Source organism: Exiguobacterium sp. FD-YE-25-4, assembly GCF_057004685.1.
Map to the genome: position 1 here is coordinate 2,744,047 of NZ_CM168041.1, position 25,531 is coordinate 2,769,577.

Consider the following 25,531-nt stretch of genomic DNA (forward strand, 5'->3'; position numbering starts at 1 on the left):
TTGAATTCAGAGACAAGCGAAACGCCGTGTGGCTATGGCCACATCCGGTGCAGAAGCGATGGCTGAGATGACGGCGACGCCGTCCGCCCCATCTTGCCGAATCATCGGGACATGTTCCGGTAAAATGCCGCCAATCCCCACGATTGGCAGCTCTCGGTACATGGCTCGGACTTGGCGGATGAGTGTCGTCCCGTTCACTGCCCCGGCATCTTCTTTCGAAGTCGTCGGGTAAATTGGGCCAATACCTACATAATCCGCATGCTCGATGGCTGCTGCCACTTCTTCGAGCGTGTGGACCGAGACACCGAGCCACTTATCTGGACCAATCCGCTCCCGAACGATTGCGGCCTCGGCATCGTCTTGTCCGATATGCACGCCGTCCGCATCAATGCGCGCCGCCAGTTCGACATCGTCGTTGATGATGAACGGGACGTCGTACGAACGACAAAGTGCTTGCAGGGTCCTTGCCATCGCTTCTTTTTTATCCCCATACAGTGCCTCTTTACCTTTTTCACGAAATTGAAAACATGTCACGCCACATTGGAGTGCCATTTCGACCGTCCGTAACATGTCTTTCGTGTTCGGTGTCCCGCATACGAAGTAAAGCCGCAACTGTTCAGCGAGTGCCCGCCTTGATGGATTCAATCGTCACACCCTCCTCTCCATACGCCACATATGCCCAATGGTTCGTCGGTCCGTGTCCGGCGCCGATCTCGAGGCCATGGGTGATGGCGCTTTGAATGAACCGCTTCGCCGTCACCGCCGCCTCCATGATAGAACGACCTTTGGCAAGTTCCGCTGTAAGCGCCGCCGAAAATGTACAACCGGTACCGTGCGTATCGCTCGTCTGGATGCGCGGGGCCGAGAGAAGGAACACTTCCGACTCCATCATGATCAAGTCTTCGGCAGTTTCACCTTCGAGATGGCCGCCTTTTAAAATAACCGCGCGCACGCCGTACGCTAACATCCGCCGAGCCGCCTCGAGACGATCATTAAACGATCGAATCGTCAACCCGGTCAGCACTTCCGCTTCCGGCACGTTCGGCGTGACGACTGTCGCGAGTGGCAACAAGGAGGTCTTGAGCGCATCGACCGCCGTGTCCTGTAAAAGCGGGGCCCCTCCTTTCGCAATCATGACCGGGTCGACGACGAGTCGGTTGAAGACATGACGTTTCACCCCGGTAGCGACTGCCTCGATGCGCGCCGCATCAAATAACATCCCGGTCTTACATGCTGCGATCGAAAAGTCCGAACCGATTGCATCGAGTTGTTGCGTGATGAGTTCCGGCGACACCGCTTCGACCCCATGCACCCCGCGCGTATTTTGAGCGGTGACGGCCGTCAGAACGCTCGTCCCGAACACCTCTAGCTCTTGAAACGTCTTCAAATCGGCTTGGATTCCTGCTCCCCCGCCAGAGTCCGAACCGGCAATCGTCAATACTTGCGGCCGCATCATGACACCACCTCAATGCGGTCGCTCGGCAACTCGACGGCTGTCATCTTGCCGAGTTCATTCAAGAAATGAACAGGGAAGTCGCCCGGTCCATCCGCCAAAGCGGTAGCCAGTTCGCCGCACCGCGCATATCCGGCGAGCGCTGTCGCCGTGGCCGTCAACGCGTCGGATTCGACCGCAAGGAACGCACCGACGACCGTACTGAGTAAACAACCGGTCCCTGTCGTCCGGGCCATTGCTGCGGTGCCGCCTTTGATTTCAATCGTCGCGTCCCCGTCGCTGACGACATCCGTCTCTCCGGTCACGGCAACGACACAGTTGTAGCGTCGTGCCGCCGCGCGTGCGATTTGATTCAAATCGTTCCGTTCATCACCCGCGTCCACTCCGCGCGAATTTGTAGCGACATCCATCAACGTCGCAATTTCTCCGGCATTGCCTCGGATGACCGTCACGCGGACATGTTGCAAAATGGATGTAGCGACGTCGCGTCGAAACGCGGTCGCCCCGACACCGACCGGATCGAAGACGACCGGCCGGCTCGATTCATTCGCCGCCTGTCCGGCTCGAATCATCGTACGTTCCGTCGTCGCATCGAGTGTGCCGATATTGAGTACGAGCGCATCGCTCGCAGACGCCATGTCCGCGACTTCTTCGACGGCTGACGCCATCACCGGCGCAGCGCCGATGGCGAGCAACCCGTTCGCCGAAAAGTTAGCGACGACGATATTCGTAATGTTATGGATGAGTGGCCGTTCGGCTCTGACTTTGTCCCATAAGTCGCGCTTCATCGTGTCACCCCCGCCGGTAAATCCCACGACTCGAGCGTCCACGCCATTTCCCAAAACGCATGTTCATAATAACAACTCTTCAAGAACAGCTGTTCATACCGGACCCGTTCTTCCGCTGTCGCTTGTCCGGCGAGCACGTCGAGCCGTTCAAGCTGTTCCTCGACGAGATCGCGGAACCATTCCGAACCGTACGTCGCAATCCACGTCGCATAGATCGGATGATCGGGTGTCGCATCTTTCAATCGCTCCCCGATCTCATAATAGACCCAGTAGCACGGCAAAATCGAAGCGAGCACATCACCGAGCGTCGGACCGGCCTGTTGCATATGGAGCGCATAGGCGTAAGCCGTCGGGGCCGGCTCAAACGTCGCACACTCCGCCTCCGTCACGTTGAGCAAGGTGAAAAACTCACGGTGCAACGCATGCTCTGCTTCGATGGTATGGAGCGCATGCGTCAAAAAGCGGCTCGCGACTTCCATGTTCGGGGCGAGGGTCGCGCCTTTCGCCTGTACTTTGGAGAACTGGTTCAAATAGTATGAATCTTGCATGACGTAATGCCTAAATTTCGCCTCGTCGAGTTCGCCTGTTCCGAGCTCGCGGACGAACGGATGGTCAAAGCTGGCTTGAAACAAGGCATCTGCCTCTTGTCGAAGATGTGCGGTGAATGTCATTCATGTATCCTCCTTTGTGATCAAAAAAGACGCCGCCTCCCATAACGGAAGCGGCGTCGGATTTACACAAAGTGTACGAGAACAATCGGTTCGCCCACTTCCCTACGCTAGCGTGAACTAGATCAGGTTCAAAGGGTCTGGACCTCGTCCATCTCAGCCGCGTCACGCGACTCCCCTAGTGGTAAACATTATGAAATTCGGTCGTCTACGACCACATCATATCAGTCTTTTTCCATGTTGAAAACCCTTTATCGCGAGAAGCGACGGTTCAACAACGTCCCCATTTGGGAGAACCGTTCGGTACCGAGCTTGCGTCGATTCGAGGCCGCGAACACGTAATAATCGACTTTGCCCATGTAATAGATCAAACGCAGGCCGGCCAAGAAGAACGTGATTGTCGTGCTGACAGCAAAGCCAACGCCGTACCAATCGATGCCGCGCGGCAAGAGCAAGAGCGTGAACAACGCATTCAACGTGAAGAACGAGATATTGACGAACAATGCCCCGCGTCGATCCTCGAAATAGAGCAACAACAACGTCAAGATGAGAATCATCGCGTTCGCGAACGCCGCGAGCGTCGTCATCCGAAAGATTTGACCGATCTCATCCGGGACGCCGCTCCAACTGACGAACACGCCTGCCATGAGGATGGCGAACAACGTCACGACGCCTTGGCTCCGCGCGAGTCGAATCAACTCATTTTTCAGCACCGACGTCATCGTCTGTTTCGCTTTCTCGATTTGATGGAGCGCCCCGCCGTAGTTAATCAATCCATAAAACGTACGGTAGCGCTCATAAAACCGGGTCTCGACGGCGACGACGAACAGGAGTTGCGTCGGGATGATCGTCAAGTACGACCAAAAGATGGCCGTGTCATAATACGGGTTGAACAAGAACGAGTCCGCGATGATCACACGTCCTTCACCGAACCAGATGATGAAATTCGTGACCCAAATCCCGAGCACGTACAACACGCCGATGGCGAACAAGTCTGGATAGCGGTCGAAGTACTTGAAGTACGAGAACTCTTTCACCGCGTAACGGAGCGGGAACGTCCGGAGCATCGCGAAGAACAACCCGAACAACGTCACAATCATCCCGACCGTGAAACCGAGCAACAGCTCGAGACTCGACGGGTCGACCATGAGACGGCTAATCGCATAGACGCTCCCGACCGAGATGAGTCCGCCGAGCAGGAAGCTATAGGCCACCGCTTGATAATACTTGGCGGCACTTAAAAACAAGAACATGACCCAGATGACGTTAATCGTCATGAATAAAACGAACAACGTCAGTTTGTACAGAAAATCGAGCGGCGACAATAGCCAAAAGATACTGTACAGAATCGTCGCGGCGAGGATCGTCACTTTGAGCATCCCGGTGAAGACCGGGAAAATTTCATGCGCTTTCTTCTCGTAAAACAAGTCCGCCACATATCGGGTGACGACGAGCTGTTGGAAGCTGAACAAGATTTGCGAGAAGATGAACGCGTACGAGACCGAGATCATGAAAAGCGTCCGTTCGGCGAGCGATAACGTCGGCATTTGGAACGCCAACCATTGAATCGTCCCGACGACCAAGATGACGATCAACCACGGTCCGGATGTGACGAGGCCCGAGAACGTGTACGCCTTCAACCTGGACGAATAGTAGTCTTCTTGGAACAACTTCTGCAGCTTAAACCCGATGCCCGCCATACTGTTCCCTCCTCGTTTCATAGATGGCTTTGTAGCGGTCCACGACTTGTTGGAGACGATAGTATTGGCGGACCCGCTCCCGCCCGTTCTTACCGAACCGCATCCGCTCCTGCGGATAATCCATCATCCACTCGACCTTGTCCGCGACCGCTTCCGGATGAACCGGGGGCACGATAAACCCGGCTGGACCGAACGGGTCGTCTTCTCGTCCATACAGGAGCTCGGAACAAGCCCCGACATCGGTCGCGACCCACGGGATGCCGGCTGCCATGCCTTCAAGAATCGCGAGCGGTTGACCTTCCGAGATACTCGTCAACAGAAGTAAATCAAACTTCGGCAAATAGGCTTGGACATCAACCTTTCCAGCGAGCTCGACATAATCGGTCAGCCCGCTCTGTTCGATGAGCAACCGGCACTCTTCCGCATATTCCTCATCCTCATCGAGCGGTCCCATGATCGTCAGCTTGAACAGACGATGCCGCTCCTGCAAAATCTTGGCGGCGTAAATCATCGTCTTCAAATCTTTGATTGGCACCAAGCGGACGATGGCCCCGATTTGAAAGAGATCGTGCTCCGGACGGTCGACCGTCGCCTGGATTTGTCGATCGGCGATGCCGTTGGCGATGATTTTCGTCTTCTCACTCGGGGCGCCGATCCATTCTTGATATTCGCGATTTCGCTCGAACAAGGTGATGATCTCATCGGCCGCGTTATAGGCCTCGCGCGACAAATGGTGAAAGAAACGGACCCACCTCGGCTTATACGGCGCTGGAATCCAATACGACTGTAGAATCTCCTCTTCGCGTTCCCGCGAGTAGATGCCGTGCTCCGTCAAGATGAACGGAATCCCTTGCGTCTCCTTCATGTAGGACGCGACCACACCGGCATAACCCGTTGACACGGAATGAACGAGGTCGACTTTCGGGAGCGGTTGATGGAGCACCCGTAAAATCGGAGTGTACATACTCTGCCACATCCAGAAATAGTCGATGAACGAACCTCCGTTCATTTCCTCGGCGTAAGCCGCCTTGACATTTTTCCAAAAGAACTCGCTTGCGAAAAACGCCTGACTTGAAGGCACTTCTTTCCCAAGCAAACGAAGCGCTTGCCGGTTCGGACTTTTCAACATGAGCCAGTCCGATACGTTCTGTTCGTCCTCAGTGCCCCACTTCAATCGCCCTTTCGCTCGCTCGCCCACGTCGCTCAAATACAAGTGAGTGATCCCTGAAACGTTCGGCGGGAACACATATTTCATGTCTTCCGGACGCTTCTCTGTCGGTTGAATCGAAATGATTTCAAACGACACTTCGGGCATCGCCTCAATCAACGTCTGCGTCCAACTTGAGACGCCTCCGCTCACGTATGGATAACTGCCCTCTAATACGAGTCCGATTCTCATTGCGCTTCCCCCTTGATGGCGATTTCAGCGTTCGCCGATGTCAGTTTGATGAGATAGAGCGGACGGTCGGCTTCCCATTGTTCAACCGTCCCAAAGTCAAACTCTCCCGTCTCAAGTGATTGGCCCGGTTTGAGGCGAATCGTGAAATGAGAGGGGTTGACGAGACCTTCCCCAGCCAAATAGACGGTCGACTCATCAAAAGTGACATTCAAATCAGCTTGTTGGTATGTGATCATCTTTTCGGTCGCATAATGTTGCGTATACGCCTCGAGGTGAGGATATTGATCTTTCACGTCATGGACGATTTTGCGAAGGCTCGCGTACATCGTATCCCAGTCCCGCCCGAAGGCCCGGTCTGGGTCGATGACATCATCCGGGTGAATGAAGTGGGAAAACACACCGAAGTTGGCGATTGCATCGACCATTTGGAAAATCGATCCGCGCTCTTCCCCGTAATCGCTTGTCACACGCGGGAAATGGTACAAGTTCGGATGCGTCGCATCAAATTCGAATTCTTGGACGAAGTCCCCGCTCTCCGGCTCCCCCGTGTAGAGCGAAGCAATCGTGCGCAGTTCTGGTAACGCTTCGGCGATCGCATCGACCCCAGTCCGGTTGAGCGCGTTCGACGGCGGGACGTATGACTTGAGCGTCTCGGCCGGGAAATAGTTCGCAAACACGGACTCGGCTTGAAGCAATGACCGTTTCATCTCGTCTTTATCTTGCCAGGGGATATACCCGTACGTCGGGTCAATCGGTTCATCGGCCGTGACGAGCGACTGGTGGTTATAGCCATGGAGTCCGATTTCCCCACCGTGGGCGATCAGTTTGCGACCAAAGTAGAGCATTGGGAACTCACCCCGTTTGATCAACTGTTCGTCGACGAGCTCCATCTCCTCTTCATATGTCCCAATCATGGCACCCGTGTAAATCAAGTCGTCGTCTTTCGCCAAATCGACCATATCTTCCCACCAATCCTCGGCGAAGAAATCTTTGACCGATTTATCGAGCGGGGTCGCGGACACGTCTTTCATCTTTCCGTCCATGACCGGTGCCGGGAAATCATCGATGTACATGAGCTTGATCGCTGCTTGTGCCGTGACGAACGCCGGTGGCATCGTGCCGAGCGTCTGAACGAACAGACCGCGGATCATCTTTTGGTTGGTGATCGTCGTATTCCAATAAAGGACGTTCCCTTCGCCGACACCGTATTCCCAAAGGATCGGGAATCCTTCGGCCGACAACATGACGTTGGCCTCGTCTGCAATCGCAAAATCGACGACGCTATGGACAAATAAGTCGTCCGGTGGGTTCAAGTCAACGTACCCAGGGAAAATCGTCTCTTCAAAATTTAGACCATACACGTCCGGTACGTACTCACCGATTTCTTCGATGCCGGTCAACGCGTTCCATGCCGGATCTTTAAACCGATTCGCAAAGACGAGGTTCCCGCCTTGTTCGACATAACGTTTCATTTCCACGAACGGCCATCTTGTCGTATCTTCACCCGTGAAAATGATGATGGTGTATGGAGATGGCGCAATCGACCCGACGGCGCCTGGGTTCACTTCGCGAACGTCAAGTTTCGCATACTGCAGACCGTACAGCAGGTTGTCTGCCGTTTCGACCGCCAAATCGCCTTCATCCCGGACGAGATAAACTTGAAGCTGATGCTCACCCGCTTTTGCCGAGGCATCACTCTTCAACTGGTCGATGTTCATCTGTTGCTCGGCGACGTTTGGCAACAACGTGTGTAGCGAGTGGATCCGTAAGTATTGAATCGCACCGACGACGACTAAAAATAAGACGATGAAGAGCGAGAATGAGATTACAGTTCGTTTTTCCATGATGTCGTGTCACTCCATTCTTCAAACAACAGTCGGTACTCATACGGTACGTCCTCCAGTGAGAATTGGGTCTGCATCATAAACATGACCGCCTTCACTTCGTTCCAACGTTCGCGCTCATAATAGTAATTGATAAGCATCAGATGAGCCTCGATGCGTTCCGGGAAATGATGGACGTACTCTTTTAAAATGTTCAATTGCTCTTTGGGGCGCTCTAACGTGAGATAAATCTCGTTCAAGTCCTCGTAAATCCAGGGCGAAGGCGGATAGAGCGTCTTCGCTTTCAATAATTCTTCCAGCCATGCGCCTCGCTTGTCCTTCAACATGACCTCGGTGATGAGTTCACTATGGATCATGCGTTTATAAATCGTCGCAAGCCGTCGAATCGTGTCTGGGTTACCTAAGTCGTACTCGCGTTTGGCGTGTTTCAATTCTTGTTCATATTGATCGATCAAGATGTTCATTGTCGCCGCGGCGTAGTGGACAGTCTCGCTGTCCGTGCTCTCAAGTCCCATCTGCAAATACTTGCCTTGCTGGTCAATCGACTGGTTGACGTGCGTCAAAATCGAGTGTTTGCGGATAGCCGGATCTTTCGAGTTGATGGCGTCGGTGAGCGGTAACAGATTGGTGCTGCTGCTCGCTTCATGACGAATCTGTTCATAGTTGACGACCTTGAAGTCGATATAGTCGTCATAGTCTTCAATCAGACCGCTCCGACCGAACCGTTCAGCAAGCCGATACACCGCATAGACGGCAAGTTCGGCCAAAAACGGTAAGAACAGACCGAAGCTGAGGGCCGCCACCGCGACGCCATAATCCGGCGCTTTCATTCTTCGTTTCAACGCGATCAATAATCCGAAGGCGAGCAGTGCATGAACGACATAAATCCCGATCAATACGAGACGAATGGTAGACTCCATCTCGTCACACTCCCTTCTGGATCAAAATCCCTTCGATCCGGTCATAGATCCGTTGACGGTGTTCTTCACTCGTTCCTGGGAGTAAGAGCAACAGCTTGTTCTCATCAGGGTCGTACCCGACGACATCGATCTCCCGTAAATATGAATGGACGATGGCCTCGATACTCTCGAGTGAGACAGGCTCATACCCGAGCGGATATTCGAGGACGATATACGGCTGTCCATGGTGAATCTTCTTTTGTTCTTGGATGGCGACGAGTTCTGTGAACGCTTCTTTCTTATAAAATGAGGTGCCTTTATGCATCTTCTCGTGCTGCTCTTTACGAATCAGGTTCTCGGCATTTTGAATGCGTGTGCCAATCCACGAGAAGAGGATGTTGAGAACGTGCAAGTCATCGGTCGTCAATTTTCGAAGCGGCAACCGTTTGATGACGACGACTTCTCGGGTCATCCCGTCCACGATGATCGGTGCGAGCAACATCGGGTCCGTGTCTTCGTCGTCGAGTTGACGGAGCGTCGTCTCTTGCACTTGGAAGAACCGTTTGAACATACTCGATGCCTCATCGAGAAAAATCGTTTGCGGAAACTCTTTCTTGTCCGTTTGGCGAATCAAGAGGCGCATCGACTTCTGGGAACGGTCGACGTGGTAAATGGCGACGTCACTCGCCAGGAACGTTTTTTTCAATAGACGAATCGTCTCGCTCCGAATCAATTCTGGATGCGGCAAATCAAGCGATACGGCCAGTTCATACAATTGGTTCAAGCTGTACTCGGATTGAAGTAGTTTTTGACGAAGTGTGGTTTGCGAAGTGTTGAGTAAATCGACGGTCTCTTTCAAATACGTGTTTTCATCTTTCAGTTCTTCGTTGCGGAACTGGCTGATTTCGTAACGCTCTCGAAATGAGGTGCTGAACAACCCGACGATGACAGTGATGGCGAAGTAGTAAAACAGTGTAAGAAGTGAGTTTGTATCGTAGAACAACAGGAAGATGTCTCCTCCCATTAAGCCGGTGTATAACACTTTATAGAGGAGCAAAATGCCGAAACTGATTAAGCCGAAAATCGTTCCATACCTGAGCGCGAACAGGATGGCGGCCACATAAAACAAGTTCAGTTCATTTTGAATCGTGCCTAGGCTGAAGAATAAATCGATTCCGATCAATAGTGCGAACACGACAAGAATCTCGACCCATTTGAGCCATGGACGGTCTTGAGCGTACAGAATGATAATCCCCTCCTCATGGATAACATCTCTTCAGTTTTTAATGCGGGATGGTCCCCTGCCCTCGGACAGGTATACATAGTCCTTATCTTCCCTTACCCTAATTACCCCCTAAAAATCCCACGTATTGTAATAAGTTGGTTCGTGATAATGGATGAATCCGTTCGCTTCGGCCATATCCCGACTTGTCGCCTCTTCTTGGTCTGAGACGGTGAGGACAGCGATTCCGTATTCGTCTTGAATCGCGTTCATTCGATCGAGCATCTCCATCGACCAAGAGTCGGACGTGATTTCCGTGTAGTTAAAACCTTCCCACATGAAGCCTTCCACGTAAGGCGCACTCGTTCGTTCAAGCGTCTCGATGCCCCAGTTTTGGACGACTGGGACGCCCGGATATGCCTTTTCAATCGCTTGTAAAAAGGCCTCGAGCCCAGCCAGCTGTTCTTCTAAGTCGTCCGGATAATCGAGGTGGACGTCATCGATATCACCGACCGTGTCGAGGAAAATTCCGTCCAGATGTTTATTGATGACTTGTTTTTGAATTTCACGGATTAAAATTTTACGGAAATCGGACGAGCTGATATCCGTCAAATACGAATCCCATTTCGGGAAATAGATGCGTTCCCCGTCCCGATAGAAGAAATCGTCTTTGTCCATTTGGCCGATGAGCGCACGATTCCACGTATCTGCTTCCATCACGTTAATATAGCCGAGCACTTTCGTCCCGTTCGAGCGGATCGTCTCAATCTGTTCCGGCGTATACCAAATCGGTTCGATGATGACGAGGTCGTATCGGGCCATGTCTTCAATGATCGCCTCGGTCGGCATGTTATAAAAAATCTTATAGGAATGGATCTCATCAAAATCAAACGGCTCTTTCGTCGTACATCCTCCTAAAAAGAAGACGAACAATAAGCCGCTCACTAAACATCGTCGCACTCGGACACCTCCTTGTTGAATGAATCCGTCTTGGTGTGAATCGGTCCGTTTGACGGTGAACGATCAGGGAAACAACATAGTATAGACTGTCACAGAAGGGGGAAATGGGCGTGAATACCATTTTATTGACGATTGCCCTATTATTCGTCGGCTTGAACGTGTTTACCTTCTTTCGGCGCCAAACGTATAGACAGACCGGCTTCGACATGCGCTTGTTCAGCCACTTGTTCGTCAGCCTACTCGGCGTCATGATCGGGTTTGCCTTGATTTACTACGCGCTCTCACGCGATGGCGTCATATTGGTGACGTCACTCGAGACGATGAACGCGGTCGATCCGAACTGGCGCAATCTGCTTTACTTCAGCGGGGTCACGTTGCTGTCTATCGGATTCGGCGACCTGCTGCCAATCGGTCCGGCCCGGTTGTTCGCCTTGCTCGAAGCGGCTATCGGGATTTTGTTGCCGACAGCATTTTTTGTAAAATCGATATACAAAAAAGAAGACTGAAGAAACAGTCTTCTAACGTCCAGTAATCAGCAAATACATGTTGAAGGCGACAAGTCCAAGCGGAAATAAGGCCACGACTAAAATCGGCCATTTTTTCGTCCGGATGCCGACAAATAAAAGTAAACTCCCCACTAGGAGCGCGATGAACGTCGTATACGGATTCAAGCGTCATTCCCCCTTCTATAGAGGGGCTTTTCCCGACTCAACCGAAAACTAATCGTTTGAACACCAAAGCGTCGAAAAGGCGTCACGAATTCGTCGGGCTTCCATCTCCGCAAACGGATATCCGGCTTGGTCGGCCACGCGGCGACTGACACGTTCAAATTGTTCCACCAACGTCGCATGGGCCGTTTCCATCGCTGTCACTTCGACCAAAGTGTATGTATCAAGATAAGCCTGCCATACTTCAGGGGCCAGATGCTTCTCAAGCCCATCCCCGGACTTTCCTCCGTTCGCCGTAAAGTTTGTCGCAAAGCCAACGTCCCATACAAGCATCTGCCGGAGCATCGTTCGCATGATCGTCACATGGTCGAAAGCGTATAACAGTTGACCCCGCTTGATACCTTTGACGACGTAAAGCGACACCCACCAAAACTCGTTCCAACACTGCTCATAGTCGAATCGGCTCGGTCGTTTGATGCGGTACGTGTCATCAGATGGGATCGGTTGACCGGCAATCTCGTCTTTATCAATGAGGACGAGACTGAGTGAGTCAGCGTGAATCGCTTCCTGCACGTCACGCATAGGACGGACGGTCAAATCGACGCGATGACCGGCTGCAAACTGGACGAGAAACGCGAAACGCTCATATTCGTCGCCTCCTGGCACCTCGTCCGGCGTCTGCATAATCAAGACGTCCCCGAGCGGCGCCATCCACGAACGGTCCTCGATGAACGCGGTCACGTCTTCGACGAAACAAGTAACATCGACGTCTTGAAAACGGTCTGGTTTTACGTGCGGATTGACGAGCGACCCGTTCAAGACGAGGACGCGGACGTCTTCCCGCTCCGCGGCCATGGCCGTCAAGTGCTCGAGCACTTGCTCATTGGTCATATGACGTTCGCCCCGAGCGAGCGGGCGACTTGGACGGCCTGCATGACGTCAAGCGTCGCTTGTTTCAGAATGACGTCCGAGAAATCGACCCCATCCATCTCCGCCCCTACAAAATCGGCCCCCGTGCAATCCGCGTGTTGCAACACGGCGCGGGACAAGACGGCGTTCGTCCAGCGTGATTCTTTCAAATCCGCACCGTATAAATCCGCCTCCGTCAACCGGACACCGGACCAATCCATCTTCCGGAGCGGGGCGTGACGCAGATTGACGAACGACCAATCTCCTTCACGCACGACGACCCCTTCAAACGTGCATGACTCGAACGACGAACCCGTCATCTTGCACTGATCGAACTCGCTCAAAAACAGATTCGCCCCGTTGAACTGACAATTCAGGAATGAGCTGCCGCTGTGGCGCGAGGCGTTCCACTTCGAATCGGTGAAGTCACAGTTGATGAAACGACACTGTTCGGTCTCAAACTCGGTCGCATCGATATAGGTGAAGCGACAGTTCTCGAACGTCGTCTGCGTGAGTTGGATGTCACGGAGCGTCTCGTCGCGGAAGTCCTCGCTTTTATAACTCTCATTTGATTGAAACATGACCTGCCTCCTTGGCGTATACTTGATGTAGCTTAAGGAATGGAGTGATGAAGATGGATATCGTATTTCCGACCGAGCACGGCACGTTCAATTATCGCGTCGCCGGCATCTGGGTCCAGGACGGTCATTTGCTCGTTCATCGGAACGTGAACGATGACTTTTGGGCGTTACCGGGCGGTCGTGTCGGCATCGGCGAAGAGGCCGAGCTTGCCTTGACGCGTGAACTGCAAGAAGAACTCGAAGCGACACTGACGGGAACGACGTTCGCTTTCGTGTCCGAAAATTTCTTCACGTATTTGGAACGCACGGTCCACGAGATTGGCATGTACTTTTATGTATCGGGTGACCTCCCGCTCCGGCATGGAGACTTCCACGGACCGGAAGGCGATCACCTCATCTATCGTTGGCAGCCGCTCGACGCGCTCCGGGACTTGAAACTCTTCCCGGAGACACTCTATGCGTTGCCGCAATCATTGCCGCCCCACTTTATCGATCGCTGAGCTTGATAGAATCGACTTCAATTCGTGCAAGTCTTGAATTTCATACGTCGTCTCGACCGACGCCGCAATCTCGTGCGGATTGTACCAGCACGTGTCGAGCCCATACATGCGCCCGCCGGCGATATCTGCCGTCAGCGAGTCACCGACGATGAGCCCGCGTTCCGGTGCCACATTCGGAACCCGGTCAAATACATAGTCAAAAAATGGTTTCATTGGCTTTTGTGAACCGGTCGCGTCCGAGACGAACACGTCTTGGAAGTAAGGGAGCAGTCCCGAGGCTTCGAGCCGCTTGAACTGAGTCTCCGTCACCCCGTTCGTGACGATATAGAGCGGATACTGTTCACTGAGCGTACGGACGAGTTCGAGTGCCCCATCGATGATGTGCACCCCGGCGTGCAAATGGTCGCGATAACGCTGTTCGACTTCATGTGCATCGATCGTGATGCCGAGCGTGTCGAACAGTTGCGTGTGCCGGCCCATCAAGACGTCTTCCCGTCCGACCTCGCCGCGCTCGAACGCGCGCCATAATCCGTTATTGATCGTCACATACTGTTGTTTCAATTCATCCGTCATCCGAACGTTGTGTGCCGCGAGCAACTGCTCCAAGGCGACGTGCTCGCTCTGTTTAAAGTCGAGCAACGTATCGTCGACATCGAATAAAATAGCTTCATATCGTTTCATAATCTGTATTACCCCTCTCTGCCTCTAATGTACAGGAACGGACCGAGAAGTTCAAAACAAGGAGTGAGTCATATGGCTAAACGACCTATCAGCAATCTCGAGTATTCAGGGGAAGAATTCGCGTCATTTTTCTATTTGGCCGATGAGATGTTCGGCATCGATTTTGGTGAATGGTACATGGCCGGCGAATGGACCGACCGCTATCGTTGTTACTCATTGACGTTTTATCGGAATGTCATCTCGAACGTCGGCATGAGCCGGATGACGATCGTGGCTGACGGAACCGCTCGCGAGGCGTATCAGATTGGGACAGTCATGACGGACGAGGACCGACAAGGACTAGGACTTGCCACCCGTATTTTCAAGCATGTGTTCAAACAGCATGACGCCGATGGCTTGCCTTATTTTTTGGCTTGTGACGAAGGGGTTGAACCATTTTACGAGCAACAGGGGTTCTCCGTCCAACTTGAACCGGAGCTATTCGTTTCAGTATCGGGATCTGCGGCTCCACTCGAACGTGTCGATGTCGATGCCGAGCAGTGGCGTCGTTTCAAGCTGGAGTCGCTCCCGTTTTCGCCACGCCTCTATGCGACGGACGACATGCATATTTGGATGTTCCACTACTATCAAGGCATGAACAAAGACGTTTATCGCTCCGACGATGTGCACGTCATCTATTTGATTGAAGGCACGCGTCTGAAGTTATTCGCGGTACTGTCATCTCGGCCTGTCGACATGCGTGACGTTGTGGCCCGACTCTCTTTCGAAGGCATCACCGAGATCGTCTTCGAATTCACGCCTGAGCTGGACGGTGTGGAACAGCGCCCATCCCGGGACGGGCAATGGATGATTCGCATGAATGAAGAACAGCTCTTCCCGGAAGACTGTCGCTTCCCAAGCTTATCGAAAGCATAAAAAAACTCGCCTCATGTGAACTGCCCCATAAAAGTTGGACATGAAAATCCAACTTTTATGGGGTGTTTTTTATGACCAAATATTCAAAGGCATTGAAAGTCCAAATCGCCCAGCGCTACTTCACGGGAAGGGACGGATTTGAAGTTTTGTCGCAGGAGTTCGGGATCTCGTATAGCCAGGTGCGTACCTGGTCGCATCTCTATGCGCGTTGGGGGGAGGAAATCTTCGATCCTTCCTATACAGTCCACTCGCCGGCGTTTAAACTGGAGGTACTAAACGACATGGCGACCAATGGGCTGTCCCACTTGGATGCGGCCCTGAAGTACCGCATCTCCTCCCCCGGAATGATCTCCAATTGGCGGTCCGCGTACGAACGGAAAGGAGTCGAGGGGCTGGTAGCCAAAGCGAAAGGACGTGCCCCGATGGCGAAACGTAAGAAAAAGAATCCCGATGAGATGACAGAAGTTGAGAAACTCAAGGAACGGGTCGAGTACCTCGAGATGGAGAACGCCGCGTTAAAAAAATTGAAAGCCTTGGTTCAAGAAGAGGATGCGCGACGAACCGGATCAAGGCCCAAGTGATCGACGAGCTACGGGCCACCTATCCTGTACCGGGGCTCCTCCAGGTGCTCGATATGGCTCGAAGCGTCTACTACTATTGGCGGACGCGCCTGACGGCCGATGACAAGTACGCGGACGTGAAGGAAGCGATCCAGGCCCTCTTCCACGAACACGAAGGACGTTGTGGCTATCGTCGCATCCATGCGCTCCTCGAGCGCCGAGGTTTCAGACACGACCCGAAGACCGTATTGCGTCTCATGGACGAGCTCGGTCTCAAGTGCCTCGTCCGCATGAAGAAATATCGGTCCTACAAGGGAGAGGTCGGAACAATCGCACCGAACCTCCTCGAACGGGATTTTAAGGCCACAGGCCTAAACCAGAAGTGGGTGACCGATGTCACCGAGTTCCATCTTTTCGGGGAGAAACTCTATCTCTCACCGATGATGGACCTGGCAAACCGGGAAATCATCGCCTATTCGATGTCAGACAGTCCTAGGTATCCGTTCGTCGGCGAGATGTTGGACCAAGCCATCGCAAGACTCGACGGCGATGGAAGGCCAATCCTCCATTCTGACCAGGGCTGGCAATACCAGTTCCGAGCGTTCACGGCGAAGCTGCGCGAACACGGCATCACCCAGAGTATGTCCCGAAAGGGCAACTGTCTCGACAACGCGGCCATCGAGAGTTTCTTCGCCGTGCTCAAGTCCGAGCTCCTTTATCTCAGGAAGTTCGAAGATATGACCCATTTCAAACAGGAGCTCGAGCGATACATCGAGTACTACAATCATCGTCGCATCAAGAAACGACTAAAAAACCTGAGCCCGGTGGAATACCGGACGCAGGTTCTAAAGGTCGCCTAACGAAACTATTTAGTGTCTAACTTTTTCGGTTCAGTTCAATGGACGAGTTTTTTTTATGAATGCCGTTCCGAGCGCCTGTGCTGCTTCTTTGACGGCTCGTCTCGCTTCTGGGACATACGTGTAATAGTTGACGAAGCCGTGAATCAAGCCATCGTAATTTTGATACGTCACCGGGACACCGAGGCTAATCAATTTGTTGGCGTATGCGCGTCCGAGGTCGCGGAGCGGGTCGTATTCGGCCGTCAACAACGTCGTCGGGGGAAGGTCCCCTAAGTGGTCCGAAAAAATCGGCGAGGCGTACGGATGCATCAATTCCGACTCATCATGGAAATATTGTTGCTGGAACCACCGGATGAGCCCTTCATCGAGCAGATAACCGTTCGCGTAATCAATCAATGACAGCGGCAAGTTCTCCTCGGTCCCGGTAACCGGGTAAAACAGCAGCTGATGCATGACGAGGGGGCGACCTCGTTCAATCGCCATCAAGGCGCTGACCGTGGCGAGTGTCCCGCCGGCACTGTCTCCGCCGACGGCGATGCGCTCGGCATCGATTTCAAGTTCCGAGGCGTGATCCGCAATCCAAACGAGCGCCTCATAGCTATCGTAGACGGCTGTCGGAAACTTATGCTCCGGAGCGAGTCGGTAGCCGACCGAGATGACGGTGCAGTCGGCCTCGTTCGCGATCGTCCGACATATCGCGTCATGGGTGTCGAGACTGCCCGTGACATATCCGCCACCATGAAAATAGACGAGTGCTGGCGCGATCGTTCGACCCGACCGATAGACGCGGATTGGCAGTGAGCGATTCGGAAGCATAATCGAGCGATTCTCGACGTGATATACATGCTCTCTATGTTGAAACCGGGTCATCATTGCGTCTTCTTGTCGTCTTAATTCGAGCGGATCCAATTGGTCATATGTGGTCGAGATTTGATTTTGAAACTGGTTCAAATAAAATTGAATCGTCGGATTGACTGGCAACGGGAATCCCTTCTTTCTCTTTTAGGCGTACAGTTGCCTATTCCCAGCCGCGTTCGACCTTAAGCAGATTCACGTGCTTTTTCGAAAGCCCAACGGTTCACACATACTACAACGACCCCACTCGCGAACACGACGGTCCATATGTTCATGACGATGGATTGGCCGAACGGCTTGAAAAAGTAATCCCATGCCCCATCGATGTACCCGATCATGGTCATGGAAATCAAGTGCGAGATGATGAGCGTAAAAATGATCCAACGCAACCATCCACGCCGGCCAAATTGCCACACGCTCCACCACATCACGGCCGGAATCACGAGATAACCAAGCGCATTGCCCCCGCTGTCACGAAAAAAACCCACGGCAGACATAAAAGAGCGACGAAGATGATTCGTCCGAGCATCAGGTTTGCCCCCGTTGATTCTTTTTCCACCAGACGAACAAGAAGACCCCCATCCCGACGAACAGAATCAGCATCGAGAAAATCAGTTGTTGCTCGAGCGGCAAGCTTGTCTGGGCGAACGCGTATTGCGGCCCAAATAAGAGAATCGGAATGATCAGATTGATCCATGTCTTCGTCCACACAGAGACGGTGAGCAACGTGACGACGGCGAGACCGAGCAAAACGAGTTGACCGGTTGGACCGAACACGATCGTCGGGGTCTCGACGAAGATGTCGAGTACCATCAGTCCGAGGAACAATGTCATCGGCATCGCGGCGAGCGTGATGTACGTCGCCCCATTTTTAAATTTGCTTTCTTTCGAACGGACCGACATGTGGCGGAACGCTTGTGAGGCGGCCAGCAAGAACAGGACGGCGATGAGCGGGAACCCAATCAACTGGACCGTCGAGAATGTCATCTCGCCTTGAATGAAGTTGGCGATGATGATGTAGGCGAACACGTTCGGAATGATCATCGTAACAATTTTGACGAATCCCTTCACGTCAAACGTCATCTCGCTTCCGAGGTGTTGCATGTAGGCTTTCGGGCTCTGGCCGACGACATCGTCCACGCTTTTGCCTGCGCGTTCCGCCTCCTCGAGGTGGTCTTTCAGCTCGGCGACAACGTCTTGCACTTCCCCTTCCGACTTCCCGCTCGACATGAGATATACCGCTAAATCATCCAAAAAATCACGACTCTTTTTTGAAAGTTCCATCTTCATTCCCCTCTCCGAGTACGCGGTCGACGCCGCTTGACACTTCCGCCCAACGTTGTTTGAAGGCCAGCAACTCTTGGTGCCCCGCCTCCGTCAAAATGTAATATTTTCGTTTCGGTCCCCCTGATGGCAACGCCTTTTGGACCGTCTCGACCCACCCTTCTTTCTTCATCCGTAACAGGACCGGGTAAATACTGCCCTCGCTCACCATCGTGAAGCCATACGTTTGCAACTTCTCCGACATCTCATAGCCGTACGTCTCTCCTTTATCGATGATGGCCAACAGGCAACCTTCGAGCAATCCTTTTAACATTTGACTCATCGCCATGGCGTGACCTCACTTTCGTTAAACTAACTTGTTATACACAATAGTAATGGAAGGCACTACCAATTGCAACTACTTTGTAAAACAAGTTAGTTGCGCATCGAGAGGTTTATTTTTTCAAATCAGGTGAATACTTCTTAAGGTGAAGCAAAAAGATAAAGGAGTGTTTGAATATGCATACCGATTTTACAAAGATGTACATTGATGGCCAATGGGTCGAAGGGTCAAGCGACAAATCGATCGATAACACCAACCCGTTCACGGATGAGACATTGTTCGCCATCCGGTCGGCCGACGAGTCTGATCTCGACAAGGCTTATGCCGTTGCGAAAGAAGCACAAACCGAATGGGCGACGATGCTGCCACAAAATCGCCGGGCCTTGATTGAGAAGTTCGCCGAAGTGACGTTGCAGCATAAAGATGACATCATCGACTGGCTCGTCAAAGAGTCGGGCAGCACGCGCATCAAAGCAGAAGGCGAATTTTTAGCCTCGATGGCGATCATCAAGGAAGCGGCGACGTTCCCGTTCCGCATGGACGGGCTCATCAAGCCTTCAATCGTCCCGAACAAAGAGAACCGGGTCTATCGGAAACCGCTCGGCGTCATCGGCGTCATCAGTCCATGGAACTTCCCGTTCCACCTCGCGGTCCGCTCAATCGTCTCCGCCCTCGCGACGGGGAACACCGTCGTCGTCAAACCAGCGACGGCGACACCGGTCACAGGAGGTCTCCTCTTCGCCTCGCTATTTGAAGAAGCGGGTCTTCCGAAAGGCGTCTTGAACATCGTCGTCGGTCGCGGTTCGGAGATTGGGGACGCCATCGTCGAGCACCCGGTGCCAAAACTCATCTCGTTCACCGGTTCGACCGAGGTCGGCAAAGGGATCGCCGAGAAGGCCGGACGCCTGTTGAAAAAGACAGCGCTCGAACTCGGCGGGAATAACGTCTTCGTCGTCTTAGACGACGCCGACATCGACCGTGCCGTGGAATCGGCCGTCTATTCGAAATTCTATCACCAAGGGCAAATCTGTATGTCGACGAACCGAATCCTTGTCGCCGAGTCGATTCACGATGAATTCCTCAAAAAATTCGTTGAGCGAGTCCGTGCCTTGAAGTTTGGCAACCCGAACGAATCAGACACACAAGTCGGGCCGCTCATCGATCACGATCAAGTCGACCGCATCCTCGATCAAATCAAGCAGACGGTCGACGCCGGTGCGACGCTCCAGGTCGGCGGCAACGCTGACGGGAACGTGCTCGAGCCGACCGTCGTGAGCGGTGTCACGAACGACATGCCGCTTGCGAAAAATGAGATTTTCGGACCGGTCGCCGTCATTCTGTCGTTCAAGGACGACGCCGAGGCGCTGAAACTCTCGAACGAGTTGCCATACGGACTGAGTGGTGCCGTCCACGGTTCGATTTACCGTGCGACCGAGTTCGCACGCCAAGTCGAGACCGGGATGATTCACGTCAACGACCAATCGGTGAACGATGAACCGCACTTGCCGTTCGGCGGAGAGAAAGATTCGGGTCTTGGCCGCTTCAACGGCGAGTGGGTGCTCGAGGAGTTCACGACGCTCCAATGGGTATCCGTCATGCACGAACGCCGGGAATACAAACCATTTTTCTCATAAACAGCAAAAAACGTGTTGGTCCGCGAACGGATCAACACGCTTTTTTTAGATTTTCTTCACGAACTCCGACTTGAGCTTCATCGCGCCAAAGCCCTCAATCTTGCAGTCGATGTCATGGTCCCCGTCGACGAGACGGATCCCTTTCACTTTCGTGCCTTGTTTGACGACGAGCGACGTCCCTTTCACCTTCAAATCTTTGATGACCGTGACTGTGTCTCCGTCTTGGAGCACATTTCCGTTCGCATCTTTGATTTGCGCGTCTGCTTCCGCTTCGGCTACCTCGCTCGGCGACCACTCGTAGGCGCATTCCGGACAGACGAGCAAGCTCCCGTCCTCATACACGTAAGACGATTGACACTTCGGGCAATTCGGTAATTCTGTCATACTGATTCCTCCATTCGATACACTGTTCCCAGTATACCGCAATTTTAGAAGTTCGACAGCTAGCGGTCAGCCTTCTTGCGGAGTCTCGGGGCCTTTCAAATCGAGCTGATAAAACGATAAATCCAGCCATTTGCCAAACTTGTAGCCGGCTTTTTTAATCGTGCCTGAATGGACGAACCCTAACTTTTCATGTGCTTTGACGCTCGCGATATTGGCGGCATCGATCCCACCAATCATCGTCTTCACTTCCCGTTCTTCACCGATGCGGATGATTTCACGGAGCAATTTATTCCCGATCCCTTTCCCCCGATAGCCGGGATGCACGTACACCGAGTGCTCGACCGTATACTGATAGGCCGGCCATGGACGGAACGGGCCGAACGTGGCAAAGCCCATGACGACATCGCCTTCCTCCCATACGATGATCGGGAGCCCGGACGCTTTTTTGTCTTCGTACCAAGCGACGCGATTTTGAAGCGTCACCGGCTCGTAATGGTAAACAGCTGTACTGTTGACGATTGCGTCATTGTAAATATGTAAAACGGCTTGAAGGTCGTCTCGACGGCAGTTGCGAATCATGAGGACACCATACTTTCTATAAGTTTTCTTTATTATACTTATCTCAATTTCAAAATACACGTAACGATTTGCTGCCACAAAAAAAGTCAGCCGTTTCGACTGACTTTTTTACCTTAGGCTGCCAAACGGTCACACATCGATGCGCACTCGAAACAGACGCGCGCACATTCCTGACAATGTTCGTGCTTATGTTTCTCACACTCTTGGGCACACGCCTTACAGACGACCGCACAAGCCCGGGCCAGTTCCGGTACGAACGCCGAATCCCGTGTCATCGCCTCGGCGAGGAATGAACAGATTGCAGCGCACTCACGATCGAGTCGGATACAGTCGACCATCATCTTCACGTCATGTTCCTCGAGACAAGATTCAAGACAGTAATTGCACGTCTCCACGCAATCGTGCAACGTTTCCAGTTCGTTCGCATAAATTCGATGAGCCATGTATTCGTCCTCCTTTTGAATGACTACACAACGACAATACGTTACTGTTGTTCCCTAATCTTCAAAAGAAAAACGACCGTCGCCTAACGTCTCGGGTCGTTCACGAACGTACGATATAGGTAGGCGACACCGTTCAACCAGCGCTCCGAATACCGCTTCGGCATGAAACGGAGGCGGTAGAGCCGATACATCCGCTTCAAATCTTCCCATTGGTGATCGACTTGTTGCCCTTGTCGGAATCGCGCCAAGTCAATCAAATAGAGCCGGCCGTCCGGCGTGAGGATGAGGTTGCGCAAATGGACATCGGACGGGGTCAACCCAAGTCGCCGGGCCGCTATGAGCGCCTCATCGACTTGCCTGATATACGCGGGGTCGATCCAAATGCCTTCAATCAAACATTCAAACAGTGTCTTCCCTTCGATATAGTCGATGACGATATAGTTCGGACCCGCTTCGTACAGACCCGGGAATTGAGGCAATCCCTCGAGCTTCCGATAGATCACGGCTTCCTCAGCCGCGATGTGCGTATAGCCAGGGAAAAACACTTTAATGACGAGTCGTGTAGATTTTATGCGGAACACGGCAGCACTGCGCCCGATCCCGTGCAGTTCGAGGTCAGGATGATAGGCGGTCACACGCGTGTCTTGCCCGTGTCGCTCAAACGTGACGCCCGCATATTGTTCATAATGATTCATAGAGCACTCCTCTTTTTCGGTTCATCTCTTTCCTATCATAACTGAAATCACTTTCATTTGACTCGGTCCGCGTCCGTCCGATACGCCCAATAAGTGACGCATCCCCCGATTATCTCTATAATGAAAGCGACAGACAATGAGGAGGAATCAATCATGCAACGTATCGAACTGACAGAAGACTTATCATTCTCACGGATCATCCACGGCATGTGGCGTCTCGCTGAATGGGATATGAGCCCGCAGGAACGTCTCACGTTCATCGAGCAATGTATCGAACTTGGAATCACGACGTTCGACCACGCCGATATATACGGTGGCTATACGTGTGAAGGACTATTCGGGGAAGCACTTCGCCTCAATCCTTCACTTCGCGATCAAATCGAGATTGTGACGAAGACTGGCATTAAACTGACAGGTTCTTTCAACCCAGGCCAAACAATCAACCATTATGATACGACGAAAGAGCATATCATCCATCAAGCCGAGCGTTCACTCAAAGAGCTCGCCATCGACCAGATTGACACGCTGTTGATCCATCGTCCCGATCCGCTCATGGACCCGGACGAAGTCGCTGAGGCATTCATTACGTTACAACGAAGTGGAAAAGTCCGGACGTTCGGTGTCTCGAACCACGTACCGGCAACCCAACAGTTGCTCCAGTCACGCTTGCCGTTCCAGCTCGTGACGAATCAGCTCGAACTTTCACCGATGCAACTGAAACACTTCGAAGATGGTTCTGTCGACCTATGCCACGAGAAGCGGATGCCGCTCATGGCGTGGAGCCCGCTCGCCGGCGGTCAACTGTTCACCGAGTCACAGTATGCGCCGCTTCGCGAGAAACTCGAAGACATTAGTGACCGCCACGAAGCGAGCGGCATCGATGCAGTCGTTTACGCATGGCTTTTGAAACACCCTGCCAAGATCATGCCGATCGTCGGATCTGGGAAAATTGACCGAGTCAAGACCGCCGTCGGCGCGCTCGATATCGAGCTCACCCGTGAAGAATGGTTCGAAATTTTGAAGGCAGCCCGCGGCCGCGACGTCGATTGAAGGTAAAAATAAACAAATAAACCCTGATTAGTTCCATCCTTGTTTTTTTTAATAATTTCATCATTTTCAAGAACGTGGCCATTCAACGGTTCATTCGTCAAAAATCGACATGTTCACGAGAGTGAAATTCCATTTCATATCCATAAGTGTAAAACAAGCCCGCTCAGTTCAAGTTGAGCGGGTTTTTTGATTTTTTTTTAAAAAAACACATTAATTTTCCTAAGACTAAAGTCACAAAAAAATGGTGCTAAAATGATGAAAGTTAATCATCAAAGGAGTGCACCCCCGTGAAAAAGTACTTGATTCTTTGTACGCTCGCCATGTTGTTCGTCCTTTTTGGATGTGAAGAAGAACATGCCTTTCGTTTACATACAGCTCCAGAGTACTATCAAGGTCGCGCTACCCTGCCATCAGGACAACAAATCGAAATGACCGAGTCCGATCGGACGAACGTCCTCGATGCTTGTTATCCAGAGGACGCGCTATCCCGTATTCCTGACGGAGAACGTCACTTGATCGGGACGGTCACATTGACCCAACCGCTGATCACGACATCCTCGACCGATGTCTTTCCGACCGCCACTTTTTTTGAAGTGGACAATCAAGCCTACGTCCAGTGCCAAGCCGAGGCGATCACGTATATGAAACAAATCGACACGTTGCCGAACAGTCTCATTGCGTATCGTGACCACGCTGTCCCGTCTTCGGCAACGTCAAAACTACGAAACGCCCAACCGCACGAACGGATCCATTTCACAGAAGAGATGACCAAACCGGTCGGCAACGAACCATATCCAAAACGGAACGGGCTTGAGCAGACGCTCGTTCACGTGACGATGCCGTTCAATGGCTCTTTCGAATTCACGTTCGAATCCCCAGAAGCATATGAGACGGTCACGTTGCCGATTAACGAAGCATCGCGACAACCTTTCCTCTCTCTCGCCTTAGGTACCGAGGTGTCTCAAGATACAAAACAATACGGGCTTCATTTGTCATCTGATCAAACCTTATATGGGGATGTGCTTCGACCGAAAGACGCGAGGTTCGACCGCATGCTTGGCGCTCGTCAAGCGAGCACGCTCCCGACGACACTCATCCCGAATGAGCGTTATCCTTTGTTCAGCTTTTCATTCATCCGTGACGGGAAACCGCATAAACAAGTCGTTTCAATCACCTATCGAGAAGAAACGTTGCTTCGCGGCGATCGGTTGAAAACGAAGATGCGCCAACAATTTGCCCACCGCCGGCATGTCGTGACACATGACTTGGCGCTGCTCGGAACGGAATCCAAGGACGCATCGTTCTTGCATCACGCCAATGCCGAGGCCGTCCAATTCGTGTTCCAAGCGATCGATCGTTCGAAAGCTGTCGCCACGGCCGGGACCCCGGCCCCGACTCCCTATTTGACCGTTTTCGAGGGTATTTGTGCGCAGACGTTCGATGTCAGCTATAACGGAGACGATGTCTTTTTGACGAATACGTTGACAGGGTCACACTTCAAACTGCTCCGCGCCGATGCCGAACGTTGGCACGACTTATTCAATAAGCAACAGGGCTAACCCCTTTCCTAAAGACAGACCGGTATGAACCGGTCTGTCTTTGCACGTTTTCTAGGCAAAATCAGAAAGCATCCATCGGTCGCTATGCGACAATGACAGCAAACGGTGTAAAGGAGAGG

At 52.5% G+C, this 25,531-nt stretch carries 30 protein-coding genes and 1 riboswitch; of the genes, 8 read left to right on the forward strand and 22 right to left on the reverse strand.

The annotated features are described in order from the left end of the window. Nucleotides 1-6: 6 nt before the first annotated feature. From thiE to AC13H5_RS14110, 10 genes are all read right to left on the reverse strand, one after another. Nucleotides 7-645: a thiamine phosphate synthase gene (thiE, locus tag AC13H5_RS14065; protein WP_483546057.1), complete on the reverse strand. Its 639-nt coding sequence runs from the start codon at nucleotides 643-645 to the stop codon at nucleotides 7-9. Beyond that, on the reverse strand, nucleotides 617-1,453 hold the full coding sequence (thiD, locus tag AC13H5_RS14070) for a bifunctional hydroxymethylpyrimidine kinase/phosphomethylpyrimidine kinase (RefSeq protein ID WP_214753467.1): 837 nt from the start codon (nucleotides 1,451-1,453) through the stop codon (nucleotides 617-619). The genes thiE and thiD overlap by 29 nt, the downstream gene beginning before the upstream one ends. Then, entirely contained in the window at nucleotides 1,453-2,241 is a 789-nt protein-coding gene (gene thiM, locus AC13H5_RS14075; RefSeq protein WP_483546058.1) for a hydroxyethylthiazole kinase, read from the reverse strand. Before thiM ends, thiD begins: the two co-directional genes overlap by 1 nt. Continuing rightward, nucleotides 2,238-2,912: a thiaminase II gene (gene tenA, locus AC13H5_RS14080; RefSeq protein WP_483546059.1), complete on the reverse strand. Its 675-nt coding sequence runs from the start codon at nucleotides 2,910-2,912 to the stop codon at nucleotides 2,238-2,240. Before tenA ends, thiM begins: the two co-directional genes overlap by 4 nt. Nucleotides 2,913-2,994: 82 nt before the next feature. Then, nucleotides 2,995-3,099: riboswitch (TPP riboswitch) on the reverse strand. 61 nt (nucleotides 3,100-3,160) lie between these two features. Beyond that, nucleotides 3,161-4,609 carry an exopolysaccharide Pel transporter PelG gene (gene pelG, locus AC13H5_RS14085; protein ID WP_483546060.1) on the reverse strand — a complete coding sequence of 483 codons (1,449 nt, stop codon included), beginning with the start codon at nucleotides 4,607-4,609 and terminating at the stop codon, nucleotides 3,161-3,163. After that, nucleotides 4,590-6,008, reverse strand: a complete 1,419-nt coding sequence (gene pelF / locus AC13H5_RS14090) for a GT4 family glycosyltransferase PelF (RefSeq protein WP_483546061.1) — start codon at nucleotides 6,006-6,008, stop codon at nucleotides 4,590-4,592. Before pelF ends, pelG begins: the two co-directional genes overlap by 20 nt. Beyond that, entirely contained in the window at nucleotides 6,005-7,852 is a 1,848-nt protein-coding gene (locus tag AC13H5_RS14095) for a DUF2194 domain-containing protein (protein ID WP_483546062.1), read from the reverse strand. The genes pelF and AC13H5_RS14095 overlap by 4 nt, the downstream gene beginning before the upstream one ends. Next, nucleotides 7,834-8,772 carry a tetratricopeptide repeat protein gene (locus tag AC13H5_RS14100; protein ID WP_215189271.1) on the reverse strand — a complete coding sequence of 313 codons (939 nt, stop codon included), beginning with the start codon at nucleotides 8,770-8,772 and terminating at the stop codon, nucleotides 7,834-7,836. Before AC13H5_RS14100 ends, AC13H5_RS14095 begins: the two co-directional genes overlap by 19 nt. Nucleotides 8,773-8,776: 4 nt before the next feature. Then, nucleotides 8,777-9,946 carry a GAF domain-containing protein gene (locus tag AC13H5_RS14105; protein WP_214753453.1) on the reverse strand — a complete coding sequence of 390 codons (1,170 nt, stop codon included), beginning with the start codon at nucleotides 9,944-9,946 and terminating at the stop codon, nucleotides 8,777-8,779. A gap of 159 nt (nucleotides 9,947-10,105) precedes the next feature. Next, the gene (locus AC13H5_RS14110; protein ID WP_235420226.1) at nucleotides 10,106-10,933 is read right to left on the reverse strand and encodes a glycoside hydrolase family 191 protein; all 828 of its coding nucleotides are present in this window, start codon (nucleotides 10,931-10,933) and stop codon (nucleotides 10,106-10,108) included. A 104-nt stretch (nucleotides 10,934-11,037) separates the two neighbouring features. Here AC13H5_RS14110 and AC13H5_RS14115 point away from each other — a divergent pair, with 104 nt between their 5' ends. Next, nucleotides 11,038-11,439, forward strand: coding sequence for an ion channel (locus AC13H5_RS14115; protein WP_084592883.1), 402 nt, complete (start codon nucleotides 11,038-11,040; stop codon nucleotides 11,437-11,439). 12 nt (nucleotides 11,440-11,451) lie between these two features. On the opposite strand, the gene AC13H5_RS14120 is transcribed toward AC13H5_RS14115, so the two are convergent. From AC13H5_RS14120 to AC13H5_RS14130, 3 genes are read right to left on the reverse strand one after another with little or no spacing between them, the layout of a single operon-like run. Continuing rightward, the gene (locus tag AC13H5_RS14120; protein WP_034779628.1) at nucleotides 11,452-11,604 is read right to left on the reverse strand and encodes a hypothetical protein; all 153 of its coding nucleotides are present in this window, start codon (nucleotides 11,602-11,604) and stop codon (nucleotides 11,452-11,454) included. A gap of 48 nt (nucleotides 11,605-11,652) precedes the next feature. After that, nucleotides 11,653-12,492, reverse strand: coding sequence for an aminoglycoside 6-adenylyltransferase (locus AC13H5_RS14125; RefSeq protein ID WP_214753451.1), 840 nt, complete (start codon nucleotides 12,490-12,492; stop codon nucleotides 11,653-11,655). Continuing rightward, the gene (locus tag AC13H5_RS14130) at nucleotides 12,489-13,091 is read right to left on the reverse strand and encodes a pentapeptide repeat-containing protein (protein ID WP_483546063.1); all 603 of its coding nucleotides are present in this window, start codon (nucleotides 13,089-13,091) and stop codon (nucleotides 12,489-12,491) included. Before AC13H5_RS14130 ends, AC13H5_RS14125 begins: the two co-directional genes overlap by 4 nt. A 53-nt stretch (nucleotides 13,092-13,144) precedes the next feature. Between AC13H5_RS14130 and AC13H5_RS14135 the strand changes: the two genes are divergently transcribed. Further along, nucleotides 13,145-13,591, forward strand: a complete 447-nt coding sequence (locus AC13H5_RS14135; RefSeq protein ID WP_021065918.1) for an NUDIX hydrolase — start codon at nucleotides 13,145-13,147, stop codon at nucleotides 13,589-13,591. On the opposite strand, the gene AC13H5_RS14140 is transcribed toward AC13H5_RS14135, so the two are convergent. Then, nucleotides 13,562-14,272 carry a YjjG family noncanonical pyrimidine nucleotidase gene (locus tag AC13H5_RS14140; RefSeq protein WP_034779634.1) on the reverse strand — a complete coding sequence of 237 codons (711 nt, stop codon included), beginning with the start codon at nucleotides 14,270-14,272 and terminating at the stop codon, nucleotides 13,562-13,564. The genes AC13H5_RS14135 and AC13H5_RS14140 overlap by 30 nt on opposite strands. Nucleotides 14,273-14,344: 72 nt before the next feature. Here AC13H5_RS14140 and AC13H5_RS14145 point away from each other — a divergent pair, with 72 nt between their 5' ends. From AC13H5_RS14145 to AC13H5_RS14155, 3 genes are all read left to right on the forward strand, one after another. Continuing rightward, the gene (locus AC13H5_RS14145) at nucleotides 14,345-15,187 is read left to right on the forward strand and encodes a GNAT family N-acetyltransferase (protein WP_483546064.1); all 843 of its coding nucleotides are present in this window, start codon (nucleotides 14,345-14,347) and stop codon (nucleotides 15,185-15,187) included. A 71-nt stretch (nucleotides 15,188-15,258) separates the two neighbouring features. Continuing rightward, on the forward strand, nucleotides 15,259-15,768 hold the full coding sequence (locus AC13H5_RS14150; protein WP_483546065.1) for a helix-turn-helix domain-containing protein: 510 nt from the start codon (nucleotides 15,259-15,261) through the stop codon (nucleotides 15,766-15,768). Next, nucleotides 15,765-16,607 (forward strand): IS3 family transposase, encoded by an 843-nt coding sequence (locus tag AC13H5_RS14155; RefSeq protein WP_483546066.1) that lies wholly within the window; start codon nucleotides 15,765-15,767, stop codon nucleotides 16,605-16,607. The genes AC13H5_RS14150 and AC13H5_RS14155 overlap by 4 nt, the downstream gene beginning before the upstream one ends. 30 nt (nucleotides 16,608-16,637) lie before the next feature. On the opposite strand, the gene AC13H5_RS14160 is transcribed toward AC13H5_RS14155, so the two are convergent. The 4 genes from AC13H5_RS14160 to AC13H5_RS14175 all read right to left on the reverse strand — a co-directional run bounded on the left by AC13H5_RS14160 (nucleotide 16,638) and on the right by AC13H5_RS14175 (nucleotide 19,074). Continuing rightward, nucleotides 16,638-17,588 carry an alpha/beta hydrolase gene (locus AC13H5_RS14160; RefSeq protein WP_483546067.1) on the reverse strand — a complete coding sequence of 317 codons (951 nt, stop codon included), beginning with the start codon at nucleotides 17,586-17,588 and terminating at the stop codon, nucleotides 16,638-16,640. A 59-nt stretch (nucleotides 17,589-17,647) separates the two neighbouring features. Continuing rightward, nucleotides 17,648-17,878 (reverse strand): hypothetical protein, encoded by a 231-nt coding sequence (locus AC13H5_RS14165; RefSeq protein WP_214753442.1) that lies wholly within the window; start codon nucleotides 17,876-17,878, stop codon nucleotides 17,648-17,650. Between the two features lie 112 nt (nucleotides 17,879-17,990). After that, nucleotides 17,991-18,746, reverse strand: a complete 756-nt coding sequence (locus AC13H5_RS14170) for an HAAS domain-containing protein (RefSeq protein WP_483546068.1) — start codon at nucleotides 18,744-18,746, stop codon at nucleotides 17,991-17,993. Then, nucleotides 18,721-19,074 (reverse strand): PadR family transcriptional regulator, encoded by a 354-nt coding sequence (locus AC13H5_RS14175; RefSeq protein WP_214709184.1) that lies wholly within the window; start codon nucleotides 19,072-19,074, stop codon nucleotides 18,721-18,723. The genes AC13H5_RS14170 and AC13H5_RS14175 overlap by 26 nt, the downstream gene beginning before the upstream one ends. Nucleotides 19,075-19,244: 170 nt before the next feature. Between AC13H5_RS14175 and AC13H5_RS14180 the strand changes: the two genes are divergently transcribed. Then, nucleotides 19,245-20,702, forward strand: a complete 1,458-nt coding sequence (locus AC13H5_RS14180) for an aldehyde dehydrogenase family protein (RefSeq protein ID WP_215189258.1) — start codon at nucleotides 19,245-19,247, stop codon at nucleotides 20,700-20,702. A gap of 45 nt (nucleotides 20,703-20,747) precedes the next feature. On the opposite strand, the gene AC13H5_RS14185 is transcribed toward AC13H5_RS14180, so the two are convergent. The 4 genes from AC13H5_RS14185 to AC13H5_RS14200 all read right to left on the reverse strand — a co-directional run bounded on the left by AC13H5_RS14185 (nucleotide 20,748) and on the right by AC13H5_RS14200 (nucleotide 22,803). After that, a complete protein-coding gene (locus AC13H5_RS14185; protein WP_483546069.1) occupies nucleotides 20,748-21,086 on the reverse strand; it encodes a zinc ribbon domain-containing protein YjdM in 339 nt (112 codons plus the stop codon). A gap of 66 nt (nucleotides 21,087-21,152) precedes the next feature. After that, a complete protein-coding gene (locus AC13H5_RS14190) occupies nucleotides 21,153-21,665 on the reverse strand; it encodes a GNAT family N-acetyltransferase (protein ID WP_034779652.1) in 513 nt (170 codons plus the stop codon). 113 nt (nucleotides 21,666-21,778) lie between these two features. Further along, entirely contained in the window at nucleotides 21,779-22,108 is a 330-nt protein-coding gene (locus AC13H5_RS14195; protein ID WP_034779654.1) for a four-helix bundle copper-binding protein, read from the reverse strand. A gap of 83 nt (nucleotides 22,109-22,191) precedes the next feature. After that, nucleotides 22,192-22,803, reverse strand: a complete 612-nt coding sequence (locus AC13H5_RS14200; RefSeq protein WP_483546070.1) for a protein kinase family protein — start codon at nucleotides 22,801-22,803, stop codon at nucleotides 22,192-22,194. Nucleotides 22,804-22,956: 153 nt separating this feature from the next. On the opposite strand from AC13H5_RS14200, the gene AC13H5_RS14205 reads away from it, so the two are divergent. Beyond that, complete coding sequence (locus tag AC13H5_RS14205) at nucleotides 22,957-23,853, forward strand: aldo/keto reductase (RefSeq protein WP_233004879.1); 897 nt, start codon at nucleotides 22,957-22,959, stop codon at nucleotides 23,851-23,853. 287 nt (nucleotides 23,854-24,140) lie between these two features. Continuing rightward, a complete protein-coding gene (locus tag AC13H5_RS14210; RefSeq protein ID WP_483546071.1) occupies nucleotides 24,141-25,412 on the forward strand; it encodes a hypothetical protein in 1,272 nt (423 codons plus the stop codon). Nucleotides 25,413-25,531 lie beyond the last annotated feature (119 nt).

Excerpts from the sequence above, each read along its gene's own strand:
- thiD (WP_214753467.1), bottom strand. The coding sequence starts at position 1,453 with ATGCGGCCGCAAGTATTGACGATTGCCGGTTCGGACTCTGGCGGGGGA.
- thiM (WP_483546058.1), bottom strand. The coding sequence starts at position 2,241 with ATGAAGCGCGACTTATGGGACAAAGTCAGAGCCGAACGGCCACTCATC.
- tenA (WP_483546059.1), bottom strand. The coding sequence starts at position 2,912 with ATGACATTCACCGCACATCTTCGACAAGAGGCAGATGCCTTGTTTCAA.
- pelG (WP_483546060.1), bottom strand. The coding sequence starts at position 4,609 with ATGGCGGGCATCGGGTTTAAGCTGCAGAAGTTGTTCCAAGAAGACTAC.
- pelF (WP_483546061.1), bottom strand. The coding sequence starts at position 6,008 with ATGAGAATCGGACTCGTATTAGAGGGCAGTTATCCATACGTGAGCGGA.
- AC13H5_RS14095 (WP_483546062.1), bottom strand. The coding sequence starts at position 7,852 with ATGGAAAAACGAACTGTAATCTCATTCTCGCTCTTCATCGTCTTATTT.
- AC13H5_RS14100 (WP_215189271.1), bottom strand. The coding sequence starts at position 8,772 with ATGGAGTCTACCATTCGTCTCGTATTGATCGGGATTTATGTCGTTCAT.
- AC13H5_RS14115 (WP_084592883.1), top strand. The coding sequence starts at position 11,038 with ATGGGCGTGAATACCATTTTATTGACGATTGCCCTATTATTCGTCGGC.
- AC13H5_RS14125 (WP_214753451.1), bottom strand. The coding sequence starts at position 12,492 with ATGACCAATGAGCAAGTGCTCGAGCACTTGACGGCCATGGCCGCGGAG.
- AC13H5_RS14130 (WP_483546063.1), bottom strand. The coding sequence starts at position 13,091 with ATGTTTCAATCAAATGAGAGTTATAAAAGCGAGGACTTCCGCGACGAG.
- AC13H5_RS14135 (WP_021065918.1), top strand. The coding sequence starts at position 13,145 with ATGGATATCGTATTTCCGACCGAGCACGGCACGTTCAATTATCGCGTC.
- AC13H5_RS14140 (WP_034779634.1), bottom strand. The coding sequence starts at position 14,272 with ATGAAACGATATGAAGCTATTTTATTCGATGTCGACGATACGTTGCTC.
- AC13H5_RS14145 (WP_483546064.1), top strand. The coding sequence starts at position 14,345 with ATGGCTAAACGACCTATCAGCAATCTCGAGTATTCAGGGGAAGAATTC.
- AC13H5_RS14150 (WP_483546065.1), top strand. The coding sequence starts at position 15,259 with ATGACCAAATATTCAAAGGCATTGAAAGTCCAAATCGCCCAGCGCTAC.
- AC13H5_RS14170 (WP_483546068.1), bottom strand. The coding sequence starts at position 18,746 with ATGGAACTTTCAAAAAAGAGTCGTGATTTTTTGGATGATTTAGCGGTA.
- AC13H5_RS14175 (WP_214709184.1), bottom strand. The coding sequence starts at position 19,074 with ATGGCGATGAGTCAAATGTTAAAAGGATTGCTCGAAGGTTGCCTGTTG.
- AC13H5_RS14180 (WP_215189258.1), top strand. The coding sequence starts at position 19,245 with ATGCATACCGATTTTACAAAGATGTACATTGATGGCCAATGGGTCGAA.
- AC13H5_RS14185 (WP_483546069.1), bottom strand. The coding sequence starts at position 21,086 with ATGACAGAATTACCGAATTGCCCGAAGTGTCAATCGTCTTACGTGTAT.
- AC13H5_RS14190 (WP_034779652.1), bottom strand. The coding sequence starts at position 21,665 with ATGATTCGCAACTGCCGTCGAGACGACCTTCAAGCCGTTTTACATATT.
- AC13H5_RS14195 (WP_034779654.1), bottom strand. The coding sequence starts at position 22,108 with ATGGCTCATCGAATTTATGCGAACGAACTGGAAACGTTGCACGATTGC.
- AC13H5_RS14200 (WP_483546070.1), bottom strand. The coding sequence starts at position 22,803 with ATGAATCATTATGAACAATATGCGGGCGTCACGTTTGAGCGACACGGG.
- AC13H5_RS14205 (WP_233004879.1), top strand. The coding sequence starts at position 22,957 with ATGCAACGTATCGAACTGACAGAAGACTTATCATTCTCACGGATCATC.